Source organism: Streptococcus oralis subsp. dentisani, assembly GCF_002096615.1.
GTDB classification, from domain to species: domain Bacteria; phylum Bacillota; class Bacilli; order Lactobacillales; family Streptococcaceae; genus Streptococcus; species Streptococcus oralis_U.
Genome location: NZ_NCUX01000030.1, coordinates 1 through 20,704 on the forward strand (window position 1 = coordinate 1; position 20,704 = coordinate 20,704).

Consider the following 20,704-nt stretch of genomic DNA (forward strand, 5'->3'; position numbering starts at 1 on the left):
TGACTTGCAGATACTGATGCGCTTGCTGATTGGCTAGCACTTACAGATGCTGAAGTTGATTGACTTGCAGATACTGATGCGAGCTGATTCGCTTGCACTTACAGATGCTGAAGTTGATTGACTTGAGCTTACTGATGCGCTTGTTGATTGGCTAGCTGATACAGACGCTGAAGCGGATTGACTTGAGCTTACTGATGCTGAAGTTGATTGGCTTGCTGATACAGACGCTGAAGTTGATTGACTTGCACTTACAGATGCTGAAGCGGATTGACTTGAGCTTACTGATGCTGAAGTTGATTGACTTGCAGATACTGATGCGCTTGCTGATTGGCTTGCTGATACAGATGCTGAAGTTGATTCACTTGCAGATACTGATGCGCTAGTTGATTGGCTTGCTGATACAGAAGCTGAAGCGGATTCACTTGCAGATACTGATGCGCTTGTTGATTGGCTAGCACTTACAGACGCTGAAGTTGATTCACTTGCAGATACTGATGCGCTTGCTGATTGGCTAGCTGATACAGATGCTGAAGCTGATTCGCTTGAGCTTACTGATGCTGAAGCTGATTGACTTGCAGATACTGATGCGCTTGCTGATTGGCTAGCACTTACAGATGCTGAAGTTGATTGACTTGCAGATACTGATGCGCTTGCTGATTCGCTTGCACTTACAGATGCTGAAGTTGATTGACTTGAGCTTACTGATGCGCTTGTTGATTGGCTAGCTGATACAGACGCTGAAGCGGATTGACTTGAGCTTACTGATGCTGAAGTTGATTGACTTGCAGATACTGATGCGCTTGCTGATTGGCTTGCTGATACAGATGCTGAAGTTGATTCACTTGCAGATACTGATGCGCTAGTTGATTGGCTAGCTGATACAGAAGCTGAAGCGGATTCACTTGCAGATACTGATGCGCTTGTTGATTGGCTAGCACTTACAGACGCTGAAGTTGATTCACTTGCAGATACTGATGCTGAAGCTGATTGGCTAGCACTTACAGACGCTGAAGCGGAGTCGCTTGCACTTACAGATGCTGAAGCTGATTGACTTGAGCTTACTGATGCGCTTGCTGATACAGATGCTGAAGTTGATTGACTTGCAGATACTGATGCGCTAGTTGATTCGCTTGCACTTACTGATGCTGAAGCGGATTCACTTGCAGATACTGATGCACTTGCTGATTGGCTTGCACTTACAGACGCTGAAGCTGATTGACTTGAGCTTACTGATGCGCTAGTTGATTCGCTTGAGCTTACTGATGCACTAGTTGATTCGCTTGAGCTTACTGATGCACTAGTTGATTGACTTGCAGATACTGATGCGCTAGTTGATTGGCTAGCTGATACAGATGCTGAAGCGCTTTGGCTTGCAGATACTGATGTACTTGCTGATTGGCTTGCACTTACAGACGCTGAAGCTGATTGACTTGAGCTTACTGATGCGCTTGCTGATTGGCTAGCTGATACAGATGCTGAAGTTGATTGACTTGTGCTTACTGATGCGCTTGCTGATTGGCTAGCTGATACAGATGCTGAAGCGGATTGACTTGCAGATACTGATGCGCTTGTTGATTGGCTAGCTGATACAGACGCTGAAGCGGATTGACTTGCAGATACTGATGCGCTTGCTGATTGGCTAGCTGATACAGACGCTGATGCACTTTGGCTAGCATTTGCTGAGCTTGATGCTGATTGGCTTGCACTTACAGATGCTGATGCACTTCGGCTAGCTGATACAGACGCTGAAGCTGAGCGACTTGCAGATACTGATGCGCTTGCTGATTGGCTGGCACTTACAGATGCTGAAGCTGAGCGACTTGCAGATACTGATGCACTCGCTGAACGGCTTGAACTTACACTTGCTGAAGCTGAGCGACTTGCACTAAGCGATGCACTCGCTGAACGGCTTGAACTTACACTTGCTGAAGCTGAGCGACTTGCAGATACTGATGCGCTCGCTGAAGTGCTGGCGCTTACCGATGCACTAGTTGACTGTCTTTGACTTAGACTAGTTGAAGCACTTCTACTCTTATAATCACTGTCAGAAAGTTTTATAGTAATCGTATCCGTAGTCTTATCTTTATAGATAATGGTAACTGTTCTATTATCACTAATAGTGAAAGAGTCTATACGTTTTTCCCGCTTATTATTTAATTTTTCAACGGCTGCTAATATACGTGCTTTTTCTTGAGAATTTAATTGAGAAACATTCTCTACTTGGAAGGTTTCAGTCGGTGCTACTCCCTCCATAATATCCGTCAGTCTACCTTGCACAATACGTACATTGCCCGGCGAATCATTTCCTGCACTGTTTCTATTACCAGCCTTATCCGTTGCTACTGCATTGCGTTGCCAACTATTTCTACCATTTTTATCGTACTCTAGATTATCATTCAAATGAGCTCTTACAGTAATACGGGCTGGACTAGCAGTAGTCGCTGTGATATTCCCCGTTAAATGATCTACTGTTCCCGTCCCATATTTATTATCTTCAAAGAAATTATTTTTAAGGGCTGAACCATTTGCATCTTCATTTGAAACGATCTTAAATTCTGATAATTGCCCGCTATTATCTGTAGCAGTGAAATTAATTTGAATATCATCTCCTGCGTACACAATATAGTTGCCGTTTACAGGTGTTAGAGTTTGACCGTTACGAGTCACCGTTGCACTTGGAACTGGAACAGCATCCACATTAGCTGGGATAACAGTTGTAGTATTATCACGGTAGGTAATGGTAATATTCCCATTTTCAGCTACCGAAATCGTTCCGGTTACGCCATCTTTCGTAAAATCACTACCAGATAAAAGCGACTGGTTTTTTTCTTTAAATTTTTCAAGTACTTGATCGCGTTCACTTACAGTCAAAGAAGATGGATTCTTAACAATAACGGTATCCCCACTAACTGGGTTGTTTCGTTCATTAAATCCCTTAATATGGAAATTCGTACGTGCTGTAGCAGTCTGACCATGAATATCTGTTACTGTATATTCCAGAACATAGGTACCAGGCTTATAGGGTTTCCAAGTTCCGTTTTCACGACCCACTGTCCCTATTATATCAATGGTGTATGACCTTTGGGCACCTGTTCGATTCCCCCATTGATCATAGATATATAGATCTCCAAATCCCCCTTTCTTGTTAGTTGGATAGTTCGGTGCATGTAAACCTGTAATAATAGCATTGGATGGGGAGCCCGTGATTTTAGCCATCCCTTTATCATCATTCAGCCTTATCTGAAAATTATTGACTGCTTCATCATTATAAATTGTGATAGTGGATGGCATAGAAATCGTAGGTGGATTAGAGGCTGCACGTAAGTGTGCCCCTCTAGCAATTTCTGTCCCATTTCGTGGATCACGCACACCAGAATTAGCCGCCAACACAGCATTGACAATCGAATTACGCGCTGAAGTAGCTTTTTGCAATACTGTTGTTAAATCACTAGTTGGATCAGTCAGGGCTTTTTCAATTTCTGTTACTGCAGCATTGGCCTTAGCAAGAGCTGAATCCGTATTTGGTAAATCAACCGCTTTTGCTAGATAGTCACCTATTTCAGCTGAAAGATTGGTCAACTTCCTACGGTTTTCTTCTTGTTGTTTAGCAGTGACTTCTGAAGATGCTATTGCAACCGCAGCAGCTTCAATTAAGCTAGTTGTGACAGAAGTTGATTGAACTCCACTAACACTATTCTTACCAGTAATTTCAGTTATTTTTAATTCAGCTGAGTCAATTTCAAGGTTCTTTGCTTCTTTTGAAGTAGAAGGTTGCTGGTCAATTGCTGTCGTCGATCCACTCTGTTCAACAGACAAACTTGACACTACAGAAACATTCGATCCACTTGTTGATTGACTGGCACTAGCAGAAGCACTGACAGACTCTTTTGGTGAAGTGGTCACGGTCTTATCTACCGTTTGACTCTTCTCAGCTTGTTTGAGCGCATCCTTGCCTTGGGCTTGATTCTTATCAGCGATCACACCAGCGGCTAGGTTATTGCTAGTTGTTGCCACTTGGCTGCTGAGTTGGGTTGCGCTTGACAAGGCGTCACCTAGCTTGCTGGTCGCAAGGCTCTCAGCAGGAGCAGTCTTGACATCAAGGGATGCTGAGGTCGAAGTTGAGACAGAGGTTTGAACTTCTGACTCGCTAACAGAGCTAGTGCTTTCAGCTAGAGATGCTGAAGTTTGGACACTTACTGAAGGAGCAGGTTGAGCGCTAGCAGATGCTGACTCAGAGACAGGAGTTGAGGCAGATGCTTGCACACTCGCTGATTGCGATGGAGTTTCACTAACAGAGGCTGACTCAGAAGCAGGACTTACAGCTGACTGGCTGGTAGTAACTGAACTGCTAGCTGACGCACTTGCTGATAGACTAGCTGATACAGAAACGCTTGTCGAAAGAGAAGCACTTACAGATTGACTGACTGACTCAGAAACAGATACAGAGTCTTGCTCTGCTTGTTCCTTCACTTCTGCTTGTGCTTGGGCAATGATAGAGTTATTGCTGGCTTCAGTTGTCGCATCAGCTTGGGGCTCAGTTGCGATGACTGCCTTACCAGTTTCCTTGTACTCAGATGTCTCATCTGCATATACAGTTTGCTCTTGAGTTACAACAAAACCTGCGGCCCCGGCGGCTAAGATGGCCCCTATACCTGCAAGCGTGTTGGCATTCAAGTGAGCGTGGTCAAGTTCTTCAGTGTCAGATAGGCTAGTCGAGACAACTTCTCCCATCCCACCGATACGGAAGAGATCCAGTTGGGAATTCGAGGCTTTTACCCAGTTTTTCCCCGATTTGTAAAGCTTATAGCGCTTTTTCTCATCTACGATCTCGAAATCTTTGTTAAATTTTTTACTTCGAAACATTCTATTCCTTTCCTTTTTTAAAAATTCCACTCTTTGTTAACCTCATGATCATTAACAAAGCGTGATACTTAAGTAAGAATTTCACGGAAACACAAGCATCAAGCCTAGTCAGTCAATGGCTTTTCAAGAGTTTTTTGATAAAATTCGATGGTTAATTGGTATAAAAGAGATGCACTTTTATATATGTTTTACTCCAGTATACACCAGCCTCAATTCTATCAAATTTGAAGCTTCTTTTCAAGATTTTTGATTTCAATATAGCAAATTTATTTATGCAATAGAAAAGCAGTGTAAAAGGATTACACTGTTCTTTATAAATACTGATTTTTTCTTAAACTGAGGTCTCAGAATTGATTAAAACTGGACTCATTTCCCTATCGTTAAGATTGATTTTCTTCCCAGTCGTGGTAGGCAGCATAGAGCTGACTTTTATTCCGCTGGTAGAGTTTAGCAACTTCTTTTATGGCTTGATTTCTCTTCATGCCTTGCTGGATACGGGATTGGATTTCTAAGAACAAGCCCTCCTCATCCTTTTCCTCCACATCCTGACTGGCACCTTCAACGATGAGAAGACACTCGCCCTTGAGCGGTGTATCAGCGATACTTTCCAGCAATTCAGAGATGTTTCCTCTTTTGTATTCTTCATAGATTTTGGTCAATTCTCTGACCAAGACCACCGAGCGATCGCCGTAAACTGCTAGCATATTTTCTAGCGTATCCGCTACACGATGGGGTGATTCATAGAAAATCTGAGTTTCTGGATAATCTTTTTTTAAGTCGAAAAATTGCTTTTGCTGGCCTGACTTTCTTGGTAAGAAACCATAAAAAATATGTGGTTGTGGCGCCAAACCACTAGCAATCAAGGCAGAAATCCCTGCAGAGGCACCTGGAACTGTGACAACAGCAATATCTTCCTCGATGGCTGCCTTGACTAAATCATGACCAGGATCCGAGATGCTAGGCAGACCCGCATCGGATACCTGAGCAATACTTTGACCTGCCTTCAAAAAACCAATCAAATCAGGAATTTTTTCCTTGGCATTGTGCTCATGAAAACTGATCTGCTTAGTCGAAATATCAAAATGCTTGAGTAAGAGACCTGTATTGCGCGTGTCCTCAGCAGCAATCCAGTCCACCTCTTTCAATGTCTGGATGGCACGAAAGGTCATATCATCTAGATTACCAATCGGCGTTGCCACTAGATATAGCTTGCCATAGGGAGACTGCCCCTTAAAACTTTTTTGAATCTGCATGCCTACTCCCTGTACAACAACTCGTCACAGAACATACATTCCTCGTCCTGCTCTCGACGTTGTCCATAAAAATCATTACATACGTGAAACCCGTCTTTATAGATCCTACGGACGCTTTCACGAACATGCTTGGCCTTAACAGGTGTATCTGCTTCTACCTCGCCTAAGCGTTCGCGCAACTTACTATTTTCCAAACGAAGAGCTGTATTTTCTTCTACCAGGCTCTTGAGATTTTTCTTGATGGCCTCTACATCGGCTAAGGTCACCAATAACTGTTGGGAAAAATCGTCCAGCGCATCAAATAATTCTTTCTTGTCCATAAACCAGCCCTTTCCTTTCTTTATTCTTAATTGAGTTTACATTTCTTTCAAGACCAGATATTCCATGGCATTTTGAAAGCTGACATTAGCCTGCCACATTTTTCTAGCTTCTAGCAAATCTTGTAAAATCTGTCGAATCCTTGCTTGCAAGAGATCCTGCCCACAGAGGACTTCGAGGATTCGCAAGACCTGATCCTGTTTTTCCTTGTCATCTGCCAAGTTGGCTAATTTTGCAACTTGCAAATAACTTTCTTTTTTCTTGGCTAATAACCAGGTCAGCAGGCGTTCACTCTCATCCACCAAGGCCCAAAAACTTGCCTGATTAGCCAACTTTTCAGCTTCAGCTCGTGATTGACTAAACTGGGCTAAGAGAGTTGCTTTTTTCTTGACTAGACCTGCTTGTTCTAATTGATGGATGAGCTTTTCTTCTTGCTTTTTAAAGTGGAAAATCTGGGTCCGACTACGGATGGTCGGTAAAATCTTTTCCTCATCGCTAGTTAAGAAGAAAATGTACACTTCACTCTGAGGTTCTTCGATGACTTTGAGCAGAGAGTTAGCTGCGTTGGGATGCATTTTTTCTGCCTGCTCGATGATAAAGACCTGTTGCTGGCTTTCAATCCCTGCTTGGGAAAACTGACCCACTAATTCTCGAATGCGCTCTGTCTTAATGACCTGATTGACTGGCTTAATCAAAGTAACATCGGGAAATTCTTCCTGTTCGATCAGCTTGCAATTTCGGCATTTCTCACATGGTAAAACGCCTGCCTTATCCCTACAAAAGAGGCTTTTAGCTAAAAATTGCGCCATTTCCAAACTTCCAAAGAAACCTGAAAAAAGATAGGCGTGATTAAGCTGGTCTTGTTCTAGAATATGGACAAAGCGGTCAAACTGATCTGGTTGCCAAGCCTTTAGTTGTTCTTGTTTCATTTAGCCAAGCCCATTCTGTCAAACAAGACAGCCTTGGTCGTTTCCACAACTTGATCCAAAGGAAGACTGGCATCAATCTTGGCAATACGATTTCCTTCTTTGTCCAGAAGAGAAAGGTAACCTTGACGGACTTTTTTGTGCAGGTCCAAACCTTCCAAGTCCAAACGATTGACCTCGCGATCACTATTAGCAGCAATACGAGCCAATCCTTCTTCCACCTCGATGTCAAAATAAAGTGTCAAGTCGGGTTTGAGGCCATCTGTTGCAAAGCGATTGAGCCAATCAATGGCATCAATATCCAAGCCACGACCAAATCCTTGATAAGCAACGGAACTATCGATGAAGCGGTCCATAATGACCAACTTGCCGGCTTCAAGGGCTGGGAGAACTTTTTCCACCAAGTGTTGTCTGCGACTGGCGATATAGAGAAGAAGCTCTGTTTTAGGATCCATCTGAGTATGACTTGGATCCAAAATCACTTGACGAATCTTCTCCCCAATCAAGACTCCACCTGGCTCACGGGTCGTCAGCACCTCTACTCCTTTTTCCTCTAAAATTGGGAGTAAAGCCTCTAAAACACTGGTCTTTCCTGCTCCCTCTGGTCCCTCAAGAGAGACTAAAAATCCTTTTGACATGTCTAACTCATTTCTTTTTTTCTACCTTCTATTCTATCAAAAAAATGTTTTTTTGTGACAATCTTTTTGTCTTCTCATTTCAAGCACCATAAAAGAGGCAGTTAAAGCCACCTCTTATTTACCTAGTTCTTGTGTTCGTTTGTAGGCTTGACCAACTGCATCCATGACTGTTCCTCGAAAAGCATGCGCTTCTAGGCTTGCTACACCAGCTATAGTCGAACCGCCTGGGCTACAAACTTGGTCTTTCAATACTCCAGGATGTTGCTGACTTTCAAGAACCAATTTCCCAGCTCCTACCACAGTTTGAGCCGCCATTTTCAATGCCGTTTCTCGTGGCAATCCCGTCTGAACACCTGCATCTGCCAAGGCTTCGATAAAGAGATAGACAAAAGCCGGTCCACAGCCTGCAAGACCTGTCGCTGCATCTATTAAGCTTTCCCAAAGTTCAACCAAGAGACCAGCCTTGGCTAAAAGCTGACAAAAGAGTTCACTGTCCTCAGCACGACAGTTTGCTGACATGGCATAACTAATCACTCCTTGCCCGATAGCCACCGGAGTATTGGGCATGATACGAATGATTCGGTGTTGACTCGGAAGAAGTCTAGCCAGTTTTTCCAAGGTCAATCCAGCCGCCATGGAAATCAAAAGAAGACTCTCTCTTTTTTCAAGAACAGTCCGGTATTGAGCCAGCAGTTCAGAAAATTGGGCTGGCTTTACTCCTAGAAAAATCACATCTGCTTCTGCAAAAATTTCTTCATTGCTGGAAGCCTGACCGCCGAAGTTGGCGATGAAAGCATCTACTTTTGCTTGACTACGATTGGCAAGGAGAATCTGAGCACCCGTCTTGGCCTGCAAGACAGCCTTGGCCAAACTAGCTCCCATATTTCCCAAACCGATAAATCCAATCTTCATCTCTTACTCCCTTATCTGTCCGTCACCAGTAACCACATACTTATAGCTGGTTAATTCCTTCAAGCCCATTGGCCCACGCGCGTGCAGTTTCTGAGTAGAAATCCCCATTTCACAACCAAGACCAAATTGACCTCCATCAGTGAAACGTGTTGAAGCATTGACATAAACTGCTGCAGAGTCTACTTGATCTGTAAAGTAAGCCGCAGCTTCAGCATTTTCTGTCACAATGGCATCCGAATGATGGGTACTGTGGGCTTCAATATGCGCGACTGCTTCTTCTAAACTGCTCACAACCTTAACAGCTAGGACATAGTCTAAAAACTCGGTGTCAAAGTCTTGGGCCTCAGCTGCTTGACCTGAAATAAACTGACTTGCTTTGCTATCCAAGCGGAACTGAATTGGTTCCAACCCAGCTTCTTCTCTCTCTGCAACCAGAACTTGCTCCAAGCGAGGAAGGAAATCTGCCGCCTTGTCTTCATGAATAAGTAGAACCTCCATAGCATTGCAGACAGAAGGACGACTGGTCTTAGCATTGTTGATGATAGATAAAGCCTTGTCTTCATCGGCATCCTTGTCCACATAGACATGGACAATACCAGTTCCTGTCTCGATAACAGGTACGATAGCATTTTCAACCACAGCATTGATCAAGCCAGCTCCTCCTCGAGGAATGAGAAGGTCTAGATAACCCTTAGCCTTCATCATGGCATAGCTACTTTCTCGGCTGGTATCTTCTACTAGTTGAATCACATCTGGATGAATGGTAGTCGTCTCCATGCCCTTCTTTAAGGCTGTGACAATGGCATGAGCTGTTTGATAGGCATCCTTACCACTACGAAGAACAACTGCATTTCCACTCTTGAGAGCCAAGGCAGCCGCGTCAGACGTCACATTTGGACGGCTTTCATAGATAATACCAATAACACCCATAGCTACACGTTTCTTGGTAATAAGCAAGCCATTTTCAAGATGACTTGTCTCTAGGACTTCACCGATGGGATCTGGTAAAGCAACCACTTCACGAATCCCCCTTGCCATTGCTTCTATACGTCCTGCATCCAAATAAAGCCGATCCAGCATGACATCTGAGATTTTCCCCTTGGCCACCGCCATATCAAAGGCATTGGCCTCTAGAATCTCCTCAGTAGCTGCCAATAAGTGATCAGACATAGCTAGCAAGGCTTGGTTTTTCACCGTTTCACTAGCAGTGTTGATTGACTTTTTAACAGCCTGTACTTGTTCAAATTGTGCTTGTGTACTTACCATTTTTTACCTCTAAAATTCTGTAAAGAGCAGCTGGATTTCAGGAGTGATGGAAATCCAGTCATCACGGTGAATCAAGACTCCCTTAGCTTTTTGAGAACGGAGCATATCTTCTAGGGCTGAGACACCAAATTGGACACGTCCCTTTCCAAGAGATTGACCTGTTTCTTTATCTGCTACTGTGACAATATCATGGTAAGAGAAATTCCCTTCCACTTCTACCACACCTGATAAAAGGAGACTTTTTCCGTTTTTTGAAAGTGCTTCTGCAGCTCCACCATCTACCCAAATCGTTCCCTGACTTTGAGCATAGAAGGCCAGCCATTGCTTCTGAGTACGAAGGCCCTTCTCTTGCGCAACAAAGAAGGAACCATCCCTAGACTCTTCCGCTGCCTCAATCAAGGCATCAGATTTCATAGAGGAGCAAATATAGACTGGCACCCCTGACTCCGTTGCGATCGTAGCTGCTTTGATTTTTGTTAGCATACCCCCAGTACCGTTTGACGAACCTGCCCCACCAGCCATATCAATAATCTCACGATTGATAGTCTCAATTTTATCCAAGCGTTTAGCTGTTGGATCTGAGTTGGGATTGCCAGTATAGAGGCCGTCCACATCAGTCAAGAGAACCAAAAGATCCGCTTGAACCATCGCCGCTACCTGGGCACTCAGAGTGTCATTATCACCCACCTTGAGCTCATCAATAACGACACTGTCATTTTCATTGATGATGGGAATTGCACCACGATGAAGCAATATAGACAAGGCCTGGTGGGCATTCTTATAGCGACGTTTATCTACAAAATCATCCTGGGTCAGCAAGATTTGTGCAGAAACAATCTGGCGCATGAGAAGGTTGGTTGTGTATTCCTCCAACAAAAGTCCCTGACCAACTGCAGCCGAAGCTTGTTTATCTGCAATCTTGGTCGGACGTTTTTTAAAGCCCAAAGCTCCAAAGCCGGCCGCTACTGCCCCAGATGAAACCAAAATCAACTCATGCCCTGCTTCATGCAACATAGCTAATTGTTGAGTAATTACCTTTACTTTACTTCTTGATAAACTCCCGTCTTCATTTGTCAAGGACGAAGTCCCCACCTTAAAGACGATTCGTTTGTAGTTCATATTCTCACTCCGATTCTTCATATTTATCCATTATAACATGAATGCATTAAAATAGAAAAGACTTGAAATAAAAAAGGTTGAGACAAGACATCTCAACTCTTTTATCTATTCTCAGTTTTACGCAATCTTTCCAGCGTTTCTTTAAAAATCTCTGGAATATCTGCTGTAAACTCCAAGGTTTCACCTGTTCTCGGATGGGTAAATCCTAGAGTTTTTGCATGGAGAAATTGTCCATGTCCTTTCAAGGTTTTGCGTGGACCATAGACCTCATCCCCAGCGACTGGATGGCCAATATAAGCCATGTGGACACGGATTTGGTGGGTACGTCCTGTTTCCAGTTGCAACTCTAACAAACTATAGTCTCCAAAGCGTTCTAAGACGTGGAAACGGGTCACCGCTGGCTTACCTTTGGCAGTCACAGCCTGTTTTTTACGATCTTTCTCGCTCCGACCAATCGGTGCTTCAATCACACCACGATCATTTGGCAGATTGCCGTGAACAATCGCCCAGTATTTGCGTAGAGACTTCTTATCCTTGAGCTCTTGGGCAAGCGCCAAGTGGGCCTCATCGTTTTTCGCAATCATGAGCAGACCTGACGTGTCCTTGTCAATACGGTGAACGATTCCTGGGCGGAGAACCCCATTGATTCCTGACAAATCCTTGATATGGTACATGAGGGCATTGACCAAGGTTCCACTAGTATGACCGGCGCTGGGATGAACCACCATCCCTTGAGGTTTGTTGACAACGGCTACATCCTCATCTTGGTAGATAATCTCGAGCGGCAGATTCTCAGCCACATACTCTAAAATCTCTGGTTCTGGCACATGGTAAGTGACTACATCGCCCTCTTGGACAGTGTATTTTGCTTTCTTTACTTGCCCATTAACCAAAACTTGTCCAGCCTTGATTTGTTCATTAGCGAGACTGCGTGACAATTCTGTCAGGTCCGACAGAGTCTTGTCTAGACGTTGTCCACCAGTTTCAATTTTTATTTCCATTTACTTCCTCTTTAAGCATTGCAATCAATAGAACAATCACACCAACTGTCAAATAGCTATCAGCAACATTGAAAATCGCAAAGTTGATAAAGTCTAGGTGGAACATATCCACCACAAAACCTTGACTCATTCTGTCGATAAAGTTGCCCAGACCTCCCGCGATTATCAGGGTCAGTCCAAAAACCAACCAGAGAGAATCCTCCATGTGTTTATGTAAATACCAAATGGCACCTACCATGACGACCAGTGTAATGACCGCAAATAACCACTGCTGATCTTGTAACATGGAGAAGGCTGCTCCTCTATTTTGCAGATAGGTCAAGCTAACGAGATTGGGTATCCACGAACGAACTTCACCTAGTGGAATCTGCTGGACAACATAATTTTTGACCAACTGATCCAGCCCAATCAAAAGCAGTACAATGACTGCTACTATTCCTCTTTTTTTCATGATTTCCTCTTTTGATCAAAATATTCTTGCATAACCTCAACGAAAAGAGTCCCAGCTTGACTAAGCTCCACTTCTTCCCGTTTGACATAGACCATGCGATTATCTAGATTATCCTTGAGACGAATGACTGTGATTCCATTGACACTGTCACTATCTAAAAATCCAGATCCAGTCGCATAAGCATCCGTCCGCTCCAAAATACCATTCAAAGTAGCACGGTCGGTCACATTGAACATCTGGGAGCTCGCGCTGGTATCGACAAAGTTTTCTGAATAGTAAAGGTACTCATCCTTTTCCTGAGTAAACCGAACCGTTGGTAAATCCGCTAAGTCCTCCATGACCAATTCCTCTTTCTGTGCTAAAGGATGCCCTTCACGAAGATAAATGTGAGTCTGGAAAGGAATTAGTTCAATAACTTCTAAACCAAGCTTTTCAACCCGTTGCATGATGCCCTTTTTATTTTGGTTGTTGAGGTAGATAATCCCAATCTCACTATGTCCTTGAGCTACTTCGTCTAAGATTTGAACTGTGGTAGACTCAAAAATACGAAAGTTCTTGTAGTCAGGATGGCGTTCTGAAAAAGCCGTAATCGTTGGTGGCAAGAAGTCATAGTGCTGACTGGCAATGGAAAATTCATCCTTTTCTTCTTCAGGATTGGCATACTGATTTTGAAAAACATCAAAACCTTTGACTAACTCCTGTGCTTTCTCATAAAATTCCATACCGCGACGGGTCAAAAATGTTCCCGAACTCGTCCGACGGAAAATCTTAAATCCCAGCTCTTTTTCCAAATCGCGCACAGAAATAGACAGACTGGGCTGACTGACATACATCTTTTCAGCAGCTTCTCGGAAAGTACCGCTATTGGCAATAGCAACAACATAGCGTAATTGTTGAATATTCATCTTCTACCCCCAACTTCTCTATCTGTTCATTATACCATAATTCAGAAGTTTTCCACAAAGGAAAAAGAATAGCCATCATAAAATCCAACTACACTAGACTTTAAAAAATGATGGGTACCAAACTGGGTATCAAAACAAAAAAATAGGCTCTCCGAAAAATCGGAAAGCCTTATTTAATGCTACTTAGAGCTTCCTCGCCTTTTCATTTCAAGGCTCGGGATAAAAAGGTTCACTGGACCTTTTTATTTAGCGATTGGGTAAACAGAAACCTGCTTTTTATCGCGTCCTTTACGTTCAAAGCGTACTACGCCTTCAACTTTAGCGAACAAAGTATCGTCCCCACCACGTCCAACGTTTACACCTGGATAGATGTGTGTACCACGTTGACGGTAAAGGATTGATCCACCTGTTACAGTTTGTCCGTCAGCTGCTTTAGCTCCAAGACGTTTTGCTTGTGAATCACGTCCGTTTGATGTAGAACCTCCACCCTTTTTGTGGGCGAAAAGTTGCAAGTTGTTAAGAGTCATTTTTAACATAATGTTTTCCTCCGTGTTAGTTTTCTGTGATAACTCTGGTTTGGACGAACTCCGATGAGTCCTCCGATAAGTTTGCCATACCCAAGAAAAATGATTCGAAGAATAACTGGGTCATTTCTCTCTGGTGTGAAGGAAGATCTTTTGGTATTTCCACCATCAGATAGCCACCTTCATCTTCGTTTAATTCTAGGATTGGTTCATAGCCTGCAAATTTCTCAATGGAATTGATAAAGTTAATGGCAAGCGTAGAAACCGATGCACACACGACATCTAAGCCGTATTCGCCACTCTCGGCGTGTCCAGTAATTTCCGCACTCCTCAGCTCGCCATCTTCGGCTCTCTCAAAGACTGCCTGTATCATGTGTTCTCCTTAAAATTAAGCGTTGATTGCGTTAATGACAACTTTTGTATATGGTTGACGGTGACCTTGTTTACGGTGGCTACCTTTTTTAGGTTTGTACTTGTAAGTAACAACTTTCTTTTGTTTTCCTTGTTTTTCAACAGTTCCAACTACAGTAGCTCCAGCAACAAGTGGAGTTCCGACAACAGTGTTTTCACCACCAACAAGAACAACTTCGTTAAAAGTAACTTCTTGACCAGCTTCAACGTTCAATTTTTCAACGTAAACTGCTTGACCAACTTCAACTTTAACTTGTTTTCCGCCAGTTTTGATAATTGCGTATGTGCTCATTATGCACCTCCTATGATTTTTTAGGTTTCCCCGTATTTTGTGAAGACTCGCCTAGCATCGTGGGACGAACCACTTAAACTTGAATAATCAAGCGACGATGTTCGTGCGGTTGCACAGGACTGTGCATAGTCAACTCTTCAAGTATAGCATATCTTCTTTTTTCTTACAAGTAAAATCAATCAAAACTCAACTTTTTTCTTAACCTTTTTTCCTCCAAAAAGCATACTGAAGTAAAAGATACTCATCATAAGAGGAATACCTAGAATTGTCTTCTCCTGATAGTAAATCGTCAAATAAGCCGAAAAAATGACTCCAAAGACAAAACTGCTAAGCAAGCTAACAAAAATTAAGCCCTCTCGTAGGAAAGGAGTATGTTTGGTCCGAAAATAATCCCCAAAAGCTAACATGGTTCGTTTGATATTCCCTGTCATAAAAGCATTATTATAGGCAATACCTGACACTTCTCCAAAAGCAGTTGTCACCAGTCCCATACAGAAGGCCAATGGAGGTACGAGATAGATATTATCAACAGTTTGCGGCACAAAACCTATAATTAAGGACAGGATTGCAAGTGGAATCAAGGACAAAATCGGCTTTTTAACTATTCGTAGTTTTTCCTTGTACAATGTCAGCAAAAAGACCCCCATCATAAAGGAAAGCAAGGTCATTACTTTTGCACTGGCATCCGAAACATTCTGCTGAATGAGTCCTACAGAAAGAAAGACGACATTCCCTGTTTGGCCTGCTACTAGGGTATTCCCTCGCACGATAAAGGTATAAGCATCGACATATCCTGCACAAAAAGTCAAAAAAAGCGCTAGTCTTTTAGACTGACGTGATATTTTTCTTATTGGTAATAATCTCATTTTCTCCCCTTTCTCATTTCATCTACTTATCTAAATATTGTACCACTTTCTTTAAGAAAAGCGTAGTCCATTTGAAAATTTTTACCATCTGTTGGATAGTCCTTCTTTTCTATGTTATAATGAAGGAAGGATTTAAAGTCGGAAAAGGAGTCTCTATGCTTAAACTAGGTGTCATCGGAACAGGTGCTATCAGCCATCACTTCATAGAGGCAGCCCATGCCAGTGGTGAATACCAACTGGTCGCTGTCTACTCTAGAAAGATAGAAACAGCAGCAACCTTTGCTTCTCGCTATCAAGAGATCCAACTCTTTGATCAATTAGAGGACTTCTTAAAGAGCCCCTTTGATGTTGTTTATATCGCCAGTCCAAACTCCTTGCATTTTGTTCAAGCCAAGACTGCCTTGTCTTTTGGTAAGCATGTTATTCTTGAAAAACCAGCTGTCACTCAGCCATATGAATGGCTAGATTTGAGACAGACAGCTGAGAAAAATCACTGTTTTATCTTTGAAGCAGCTCGTAATTACCACGAAGAAGCTTTTACCACTATCAAAAACTTTTTAGCAGACAAGCAAGTGCTGGGAGCAGATTTCAACTATGCCAAGTATTCTTCCAAGATGCCTGACTTGTTGGCTGGGCATACGCCAAATGTCTTTTCAGACCGTTTTGCTGGTGGAGCTCTTATGGATTTAGGGATTTATCCTATCTACGCTGCCGTTCGCCTCTTTGGAAAAGCTCAGGACGCGACCTATCAGGCTCAACAGCTTGAAAATAGCATTGACCTAAATGGCGACGGTATCCTCTTCTACCCAGAATTTCAAGTTCATATCAAGGCTGGAAAAAACATCACTTCCAATCTTCCTTGCGAGGTCTACACAGCGGATGGTACCTTGACACTCAACACGATTGAGCATGTCCGCTCAGCTATTTTTACCGACCACCAAGGAAATCAAGTCCAGCTCCCTATCCAACAAGCTCCTCACACCATGACTGAGGAAGCCGCTGCATTTGCACACATGATCCAGCAACCAGACCAGACACTTTACCAGATCTGGCTGGATGATGCAGGTTCTGTTCATGACCTATTATATACCATGCGCCAGACTACTGGCATTAGATTTGAGGCAGAAAAATGAAAACCAAACTACCTACTGAATGGCAAGAACTAAGTGACCAACTCGGTTTCCAAGAATTCACCGCCATTCAAACTCAACTATTTGAGCCCATTCTTGCTGGAGGAAACCTCCTAGGAGTGAGCCCAACAGGAACTGGTAAGACCCTAGCTTACCTCCTACCAAGTCTTCTCAGACTACAAAAGAAAAAAGCTCAACAACTCTTGATTCTGGCACCAAATACCGAACTTGCTGGACAGATTTTTGATGTATGTAAAACGTGGGCAGAAGCTATCGGCTTGACTGCTCAGCTCTTCTTATCAGGTTCGAGTCAGAAACGTCAGATTGAACGCCTTAAAAAGGGGCCAGAAATTCTTATTGGTACTCCTGGTCGTATCTTTGAACTCATCAAATTAAAAAAAATCAAGATGATGAATGTGGAAACCATCATTCTAGATGAATTTGACCAATTGCTTGATGATTCTCAGATTCACTTTGTCGAGAAAATCACTCACTATGCACCTCGTGACCACCAACTCATCTACATGAGTGCGACGACCAAGTTTGACCAAGAAAAGATTGCTCCAAACACGCGCACCATTGATCTCTCTGATCAAAAACTGGACAACATTCAGCATTTCTACATGCAGGTAGACCAACGTCACCGAGTGGATATGCTACGAAAACTGGCTCATGTAGAGGATTTTCGTAGTCTGGTATTCTTTAACAGCCTATCAGACCTTGGAAGCGCAGAGGAAAAACTACAGTATCGGGATATCTTGGCTGTTTCCCTTGCTAGTGATGTCAATGTTAAATTTCGAAAAGTTATCTTGGAAAAGTTTAAGGACAAACAACTAACTCTTCTCCTTGCAACAGACCTTCTGGCACGTGGAATTGATATCGATAGCCTAGAATGTGTCGTAAACTTTGATGTCCCTAGAGATATCGAAACTTACACTCACCGTGCTGGCCGTACAGGTCGCATGGGCAAAGAGGGCTATGTTATTACTCTCGTAACCCATCCTGAAGAACTTAAAAAACTCAAGAAGTTCGCAAGTGTTCGTGAAATTGTCCTAAAAAACCAAGAACTCTATATCAAATAAGGTTGGCTCTCGCCAACCTTTTTCTTATCCCCAGCTAATTTCTAATTGATAGCTGGCAAAAGGGTGTCCCTCTTGATTTTGCAGTTGATAGACTAACTCAATCTTTTGCCCATCCAGTTTGTAGTGACTCGTTTGAATGATAAACTCCTGCATCCCCATTGGAGTAGAAATATAGGCCAAACTATCACTATCCTTTAGAAAGCGCATGATGGTCTTTGGACTCGAGAAACGGGTCATCACCAGTTCCTTACCATGAAACTTGAGAACCACTTTTTCCTTTTCTTCATTGTAGAAAAGTAAATAGCTATAATCCCCTTTTTCACGCACTTCCACGTCATAGAGTTGGTCTATGACTTCCAACTGTTCATCAAACTGAATCGTATTTCGCATCCGAATCTTCACATCAGGTCCTCTTTCTTGTCTCTTGTCCTACTATTTTACCAAAAAGAGCAGGATTTTGCTATAATGGTCATATGAACGAAAAAGTATTCCGTGACCCAGTTCACAACTATATCCATGTAAACAACCAGGTCATCTATGACTTGATCAATACAAAAGAATTTCAACGCTTGCGCCGTATTAAGCAACTAGGAACTTCCAGTTATACCTTCCACGGTGGGGAGCACAGCCGCTTCTCCCACTGTTTGGGGGTCTATGAGATTGCACGACGTATCACGGAGATTTTTGAAGAAAAATATCCTGAAGAATGGGATCCTGCTGAGTCTCTCTTGACCATGACCGCTGCTCTCCTACATGACCTTGGGCATGGTGCCTACTCGCATACTTTTGAAAATCTCTTTGATACAGATCATGAGGCTATCACTCAGGAAATCATCCAAAGTCCTGAGACAGAGATTCACCGAGTCCTGCTTCAAGTAGCGCCAGATTTCCCAAAAAAGGTGGCCAGTGTCATCGACCATACCTATCCTAACAAGCAGGTCGTGCAGCTCATTTCTAGCCAGATTGATGCAGATCGTATGGACTATCTCTTGCGCGACTCTTATTTTACAGGAGCATCTTATGGGGAATTTGACTTGACTCGTATCCTCCGAGTCATTCGTCCTGTCGAAAATGGCATCGCCTTTCAGCGCAATGGCATGCATGCCATCGAAGACTATGTTCTCAGTCGCTACCAGATGTATATGCAGGTTTATTTTCACCCAGCAACACGCGCCATGGAAGTTCTCCTGCAGAATCTCCTCAAACGTGCCAAGGAACTCTACCCTGAGGACAAGGACTTCTTTGCACGAACTTCTCCACATCTACTCCCTTTTTTCGAGAAGAAAGTCACTCTAGCTGACTACCTGGCTCTTGATGATGGCGTGATGAATACCTACTTCCAGCTCTGGATGACCAGTCCTGACAAGATTCTCGCAGACTTGTCGCAACGGTTTGTAAACCGCAAGGTCTTTAAATCCATTACTTTTTCAGAAAAAGACCAAGACCAACTCGCAACCATGAGACAACTGGTTGAAGAAATCGGTTTTGATCCAGACTACTATACTGCTATTCATAAGAATTTTGACCTCCCTTATGATATCTATCGTCCCGAATCTGAAAATCCACGGACACAGATTGAGATTTTACAAAAAAATGGTGAACTGGCGGAACTCTCTAGCCTGTCTCCTATCGTTCAATCCCTTGCTGGCAGTCGCCACGGAGACAATCGTTTCTATTTCCCGAAAGAAATGTTGGACCAAAATAGCATCTTCGCAAGCATTACCCAGCAATTTTTACACTTGATTGAGAACGATCATTTTACCCCAAATAAGAACGAATAGAGGAAATATATGAGTATTAAACTAATTGCCGTCGATATTGATGGTACCCTTGTCAACAGTAAAAAGGAAATCACTCCTGAAGTCTTTTCTGCCATCCAAGACGCCAAACAAGCCGGTGTCAAAGTCATGATTGCAACGGGCCGTCCCATCGCAGGTGTTGCCAAACTTCTGGACGACTTGCAGTTGAGAGACGAGGGTGACTATGTTGTAACCTTCAACGGTGCCCTTGTCCAAGAAACTGCTACTGGCCATGAGATTATCAGCGAATCCTTGACCTACGAGGATTATCTGGATATGGAATTTCTCAGTCGCAAGCTCGGTGTTCACATGCACGCTATTACCAAGGACGGTATCTATACTGCCAATCGCAATATCGGAAAATACACAGTTCACGAATCAACCCTCGTCAGCATGCCTATCTTTTACCGCACTCCTGAAGAAATGGCTGACAAGGAAGTCGTCAAATGTATGTTTATCGATGAACCAGAGATTCTCGATGCTGCGATTGAAAAGATTCCAACCGAATTTTACGAGCGCTACTCCATCAACAAATCTGCTCCTTTCTACCTCGAACTCCTTAAAAAGAATGTAGACAAGGGTTCAGCCATCACTCACTTAGCTGAAAAACTCGGATTGACCAAAGATGAAACCATGGCGATCGGGGACGAAGAAAATGACCGAGCCATGCTGGAAGTCGTTGGAAACCCTGTTGTTATGGAAAATGGAAATCCAGAACTCAAAAAAATCGCCAAATACATCACCAAATCAAATGACGAATCTGGCGTTGCCCATGCCATCCGTACGTGGGTATTGTAAAAAGGTAAGAATAGACGAAAACCGCTCAGGAGAGCGGTTTTTAGTATGAACATATCACAATGAGGGTAAATCAATAAATTAAATTGCAGTTTTACAGTTACTTAAATCTTGAGAGTGCAAAAATAGGTATTGCTTCCTTAATTGTGGTAC

At 43.1% G+C, this 20,704-nt stretch carries 20 protein-coding genes, 1 pseudogene and 1 other annotated feature; of the genes and pseudogenes, 5 read left to right on the forward strand and 16 right to left on the reverse strand.

The window, feature by feature from the left end; all coding sequences use genetic code 11:
* Positions 1-33 precede the first annotated feature (33 nt).
* The 11 genes from B7708_RS09925 to B7708_RS03585 form a co-directional block, all read right to left on the reverse strand.
* Positions 34-4,863, reverse strand: a complete 4,830-nt coding sequence (locus B7708_RS09925; RefSeq protein ID WP_193431742.1) for a MiiA motif-containing surface protein — start codon at positions 4,861-4,863, stop codon at positions 34-36.
* 380 nt (positions 4,864-5,243) lie between these two features.
* A complete protein-coding gene (gene rsmI, locus B7708_RS03540) occupies positions 5,244-6,116 on the reverse strand; it encodes a 16S rRNA (cytidine(1402)-2'-O)-methyltransferase (RefSeq protein WP_084973808.1) in 873 nt (290 codons plus the stop codon).
* A gap of 2 nt (positions 6,117-6,118) precedes the next feature.
* The gene (gene yabA, locus B7708_RS03545; protein WP_000358229.1) at positions 6,119-6,436 is read right to left on the reverse strand and encodes a DNA replication initiation control protein YabA; all 318 of its coding nucleotides are present in this window, start codon (positions 6,434-6,436) and stop codon (positions 6,119-6,121) included.
* 36 nt (positions 6,437-6,472) lie between these two features.
* Positions 6,473-7,363 carry a DNA polymerase III subunit delta' gene (locus B7708_RS03550; RefSeq protein WP_084973810.1) on the reverse strand — a complete coding sequence of 297 codons (891 nt, stop codon included), beginning with the start codon at positions 7,361-7,363 and terminating at the stop codon, positions 6,473-6,475.
* Positions 7,360-7,998, reverse strand: coding sequence for a dTMP kinase (gene tmk, locus B7708_RS03555; RefSeq protein WP_084973812.1), 639 nt, complete (start codon positions 7,996-7,998; stop codon positions 7,360-7,362). Before tmk ends, B7708_RS03550 begins: the two co-directional genes overlap by 4 nt.
* 114 nt (positions 7,999-8,112) lie before the next feature.
* Positions 8,113-8,910: a pyrroline-5-carboxylate reductase gene (gene proC / locus B7708_RS03560; RefSeq protein WP_084973814.1), complete on the reverse strand. Its 798-nt coding sequence runs from the start codon at positions 8,908-8,910 to the stop codon at positions 8,113-8,115.
* A gap of 3 nt (positions 8,911-8,913) precedes the next feature.
* The gene (locus B7708_RS03565; RefSeq protein ID WP_084973816.1) at positions 8,914-10,176 is read right to left on the reverse strand and encodes a glutamate-5-semialdehyde dehydrogenase; all 1,263 of its coding nucleotides are present in this window, start codon (positions 10,174-10,176) and stop codon (positions 8,914-8,916) included.
* A 9-nt stretch (positions 10,177-10,185) separates the two neighbouring features.
* Positions 10,186-11,295, reverse strand: a complete 1,110-nt coding sequence (gene proB, locus B7708_RS03570) for a glutamate 5-kinase (protein ID WP_239822453.1) — start codon at positions 11,293-11,295, stop codon at positions 10,186-10,188.
* A 101-nt stretch (positions 11,296-11,396) separates the two neighbouring features.
* Positions 11,397-12,296, reverse strand: coding sequence for an RluA family pseudouridine synthase (locus B7708_RS03575; RefSeq protein ID WP_084973820.1), 900 nt, complete (start codon positions 12,294-12,296; stop codon positions 11,397-11,399).
* On the reverse strand, positions 12,280-12,747 hold the full coding sequence (gene lspA / locus B7708_RS03580; protein ID WP_000745683.1) for a signal peptidase II: 468 nt from the start codon (positions 12,745-12,747) through the stop codon (positions 12,280-12,282). The genes B7708_RS03575 and lspA overlap by 17 nt, the downstream gene beginning before the upstream one ends.
* On the reverse strand, positions 12,744-13,652 hold the full coding sequence (locus B7708_RS03585; protein WP_049479174.1) for a LysR family transcriptional regulator: 909 nt from the start codon (positions 13,650-13,652) through the stop codon (positions 12,744-12,746). Before B7708_RS03585 ends, lspA begins: the two co-directional genes overlap by 4 nt.
* Here B7708_RS03585 and B7708_RS10205 point away from each other — a divergent pair.
* Positions 13,645-13,746 (forward strand): annotated as a pseudogene (locus B7708_RS10205) (AraC family transcriptional regulator); the annotation flags it as partial. The gene B7708_RS03585 and the pseudogene B7708_RS10205 overlap by 8 nt on opposite strands.
* 148 nt (positions 13,747-13,894) lie before the next feature.
* Here B7708_RS10205 and rpmA read toward each other — a convergent pair.
* The 4 genes from rpmA to B7708_RS03605 all read right to left on the reverse strand — a co-directional run bounded on the left by rpmA (position 13,895) and on the right by B7708_RS03605 (position 15,745).
* Positions 13,895-14,188 (reverse strand): 50S ribosomal protein L27, encoded by a 294-nt coding sequence (gene rpmA, locus B7708_RS03590; RefSeq protein ID WP_000916509.1) that lies wholly within the window; start codon positions 14,186-14,188, stop codon positions 13,895-13,897.
* Positions 14,189-14,204: 16 nt separating this feature from the next.
* Positions 14,205-14,549: a ribosomal-processing cysteine protease Prp gene (locus B7708_RS03595; protein WP_000613698.1), complete on the reverse strand. Its 345-nt coding sequence runs from the start codon at positions 14,547-14,549 to the stop codon at positions 14,205-14,207.
* A gap of 15 nt (positions 14,550-14,564) precedes the next feature.
* Complete coding sequence (gene rplU, locus B7708_RS03600; protein WP_000109141.1) at positions 14,565-14,879, reverse strand: 50S ribosomal protein L21; 315 nt, start codon at positions 14,877-14,879, stop codon at positions 14,565-14,567.
* 33 nt (positions 14,880-14,912) lie between these two features.
* Positions 14,913-15,000: a sequence feature (ribosomal protein L21 leader region), on the reverse strand.
* A 58-nt stretch (positions 15,001-15,058) separates the two neighbouring features.
* Positions 15,059-15,745, reverse strand: a complete 687-nt coding sequence (locus tag B7708_RS03605) for a YoaK family protein (RefSeq protein WP_084973822.1) — start codon at positions 15,743-15,745, stop codon at positions 15,059-15,061.
* A gap of 155 nt (positions 15,746-15,900) precedes the next feature.
* Here B7708_RS03605 and B7708_RS03610 point away from each other — a divergent pair, with 155 nt between their 5' ends.
* Together B7708_RS03610 and B7708_RS03615 are read left to right on the forward strand one after the other, a co-directional pair.
* A complete protein-coding gene (locus B7708_RS03610; protein ID WP_084973825.1) occupies positions 15,901-16,878 on the forward strand; it encodes a Gfo/Idh/MocA family protein in 978 nt (325 codons plus the stop codon).
* Positions 16,875-17,957, forward strand: coding sequence for a DEAD/DEAH box helicase (locus B7708_RS03615; protein ID WP_084973827.1), 1,083 nt, complete (start codon positions 16,875-16,877; stop codon positions 17,955-17,957). The genes B7708_RS03610 and B7708_RS03615 overlap by 4 nt, the downstream gene beginning before the upstream one ends.
* A 24-nt stretch (positions 17,958-17,981) precedes the next feature.
* On the opposite strand, the gene B7708_RS03620 is transcribed toward B7708_RS03615, so the two are convergent.
* Positions 17,982-18,359, reverse strand: a complete 378-nt coding sequence (locus tag B7708_RS03620) for a YwiB family protein (RefSeq protein WP_132973117.1) — start codon at positions 18,357-18,359, stop codon at positions 17,982-17,984.
* A 71-nt stretch (positions 18,360-18,430) separates the two neighbouring features.
* On the opposite strand from B7708_RS03620, the gene B7708_RS03625 reads away from it, so the two are divergent.
* Positions 18,431-19,738 carry an HD domain-containing protein gene (locus tag B7708_RS03625; protein WP_084973831.1) on the forward strand — a complete coding sequence of 436 codons (1,308 nt, stop codon included), beginning with the start codon at positions 18,431-18,433 and terminating at the stop codon, positions 19,736-19,738.
* Between the two features lie 9 nt (positions 19,739-19,747).
* The gene (gene yidA, locus B7708_RS03630) at positions 19,748-20,554 is read left to right on the forward strand and encodes a sugar-phosphatase (RefSeq protein ID WP_084973833.1); all 807 of its coding nucleotides are present in this window, start codon (positions 19,748-19,750) and stop codon (positions 20,552-20,554) included.
* The last annotated feature ends 150 nt before the right edge of the window (positions 20,555-20,704 follow it).

Bases quoted from the DNA above. Each gene is read 5' to 3' on its own strand.
- yabA (WP_000358229.1), bottom strand. From the start codon at position 6,436: ATGGACAAGAAAGAATTATTTGATGCGCTGGACGATTTTTCCCAACAG.
- proC (WP_084973814.1), bottom strand. From the start codon at position 8,910: ATGAAGATTGGATTTATCGGTTTGGGAAATATGGGAGCTAGTTTGGCC.
- B7708_RS03575 (WP_084973820.1), bottom strand. From the start codon at position 12,296: ATGGAAATAAAAATTGAAACTGGTGGACAACGTCTAGACAAGACTCTG.
- proB (WP_239822453.1), bottom strand. From the start codon at position 11,295: ATGAACTACAAACGAATCGTCTTTAAGGTGGGGACTTCGTCCTTGACA.
- B7708_RS03605 (WP_084973822.1), bottom strand. From the start codon at position 15,745: ATGAGATTATTACCAATAAGAAAAATATCACGTCAGTCTAAAAGACTA.
- rplU (WP_000109141.1), bottom strand. From the start codon at position 14,879: ATGAGCACATACGCAATTATCAAAACTGGCGGAAAACAAGTTAAAGTT.
- B7708_RS03550 (WP_084973810.1), bottom strand. From the start codon at position 7,363: ATGAAACAAGAACAACTAAAGGCTTGGCAACCAGATCAGTTTGACCGC.
- yidA (WP_084973833.1), top strand. From the start codon at position 19,748: ATGAGTATTAAACTAATTGCCGTCGATATTGATGGTACCCTTGTCAAC.
- B7708_RS03595 (WP_000613698.1), bottom strand. From the start codon at position 14,549: ATGATACAGGCAGTCTTTGAGAGAGCCGAAGATGGCGAGCTGAGGAGT.
- B7708_RS03615 (WP_084973827.1), top strand. From the start codon at position 16,875: ATGAAAACCAAACTACCTACTGAATGGCAAGAACTAAGTGACCAACTC.
- B7708_RS03585 (WP_049479174.1), bottom strand. From the start codon at position 13,652: ATGAATATTCAACAATTACGCTATGTTGTTGCTATTGCCAATAGCGGT.
- B7708_RS03625 (WP_084973831.1), top strand. From the start codon at position 18,431: ATGAACGAAAAAGTATTCCGTGACCCAGTTCACAACTATATCCATGTA.
- lspA (WP_000745683.1), bottom strand. From the start codon at position 12,747: ATGAAAAAAAGAGGAATAGTAGCAGTCATTGTACTGCTTTTGATTGGG.
- rpmA (WP_000916509.1), bottom strand. From the start codon at position 14,188: ATGTTAAAAATGACTCTTAACAACTTGCAACTTTTCGCCCACAAAAAG.
- tmk (WP_084973812.1), bottom strand. From the start codon at position 7,998: ATGTCAAAAGGATTTTTAGTCTCTCTTGAGGGACCAGAGGGAGCAGGA.
- B7708_RS03565 (WP_084973816.1), bottom strand. From the start codon at position 10,176: ATGGTAAGTACACAAGCACAATTTGAACAAGTACAGGCTGTTAAAAAG.
- B7708_RS09925 (WP_193431742.1), bottom strand. From the start codon at position 4,863: ATGTTTCGAAGTAAAAAATTTAACAAAGATTTCGAGATCGTAGATGAG.
- B7708_RS03610 (WP_084973825.1), top strand. From the start codon at position 15,901: ATGCTTAAACTAGGTGTCATCGGAACAGGTGCTATCAGCCATCACTTC.
- rsmI (WP_084973808.1), bottom strand. From the start codon at position 6,116: ATGCAGATTCAAAAAAGTTTTAAGGGGCAGTCTCCCTATGGCAAGCTA.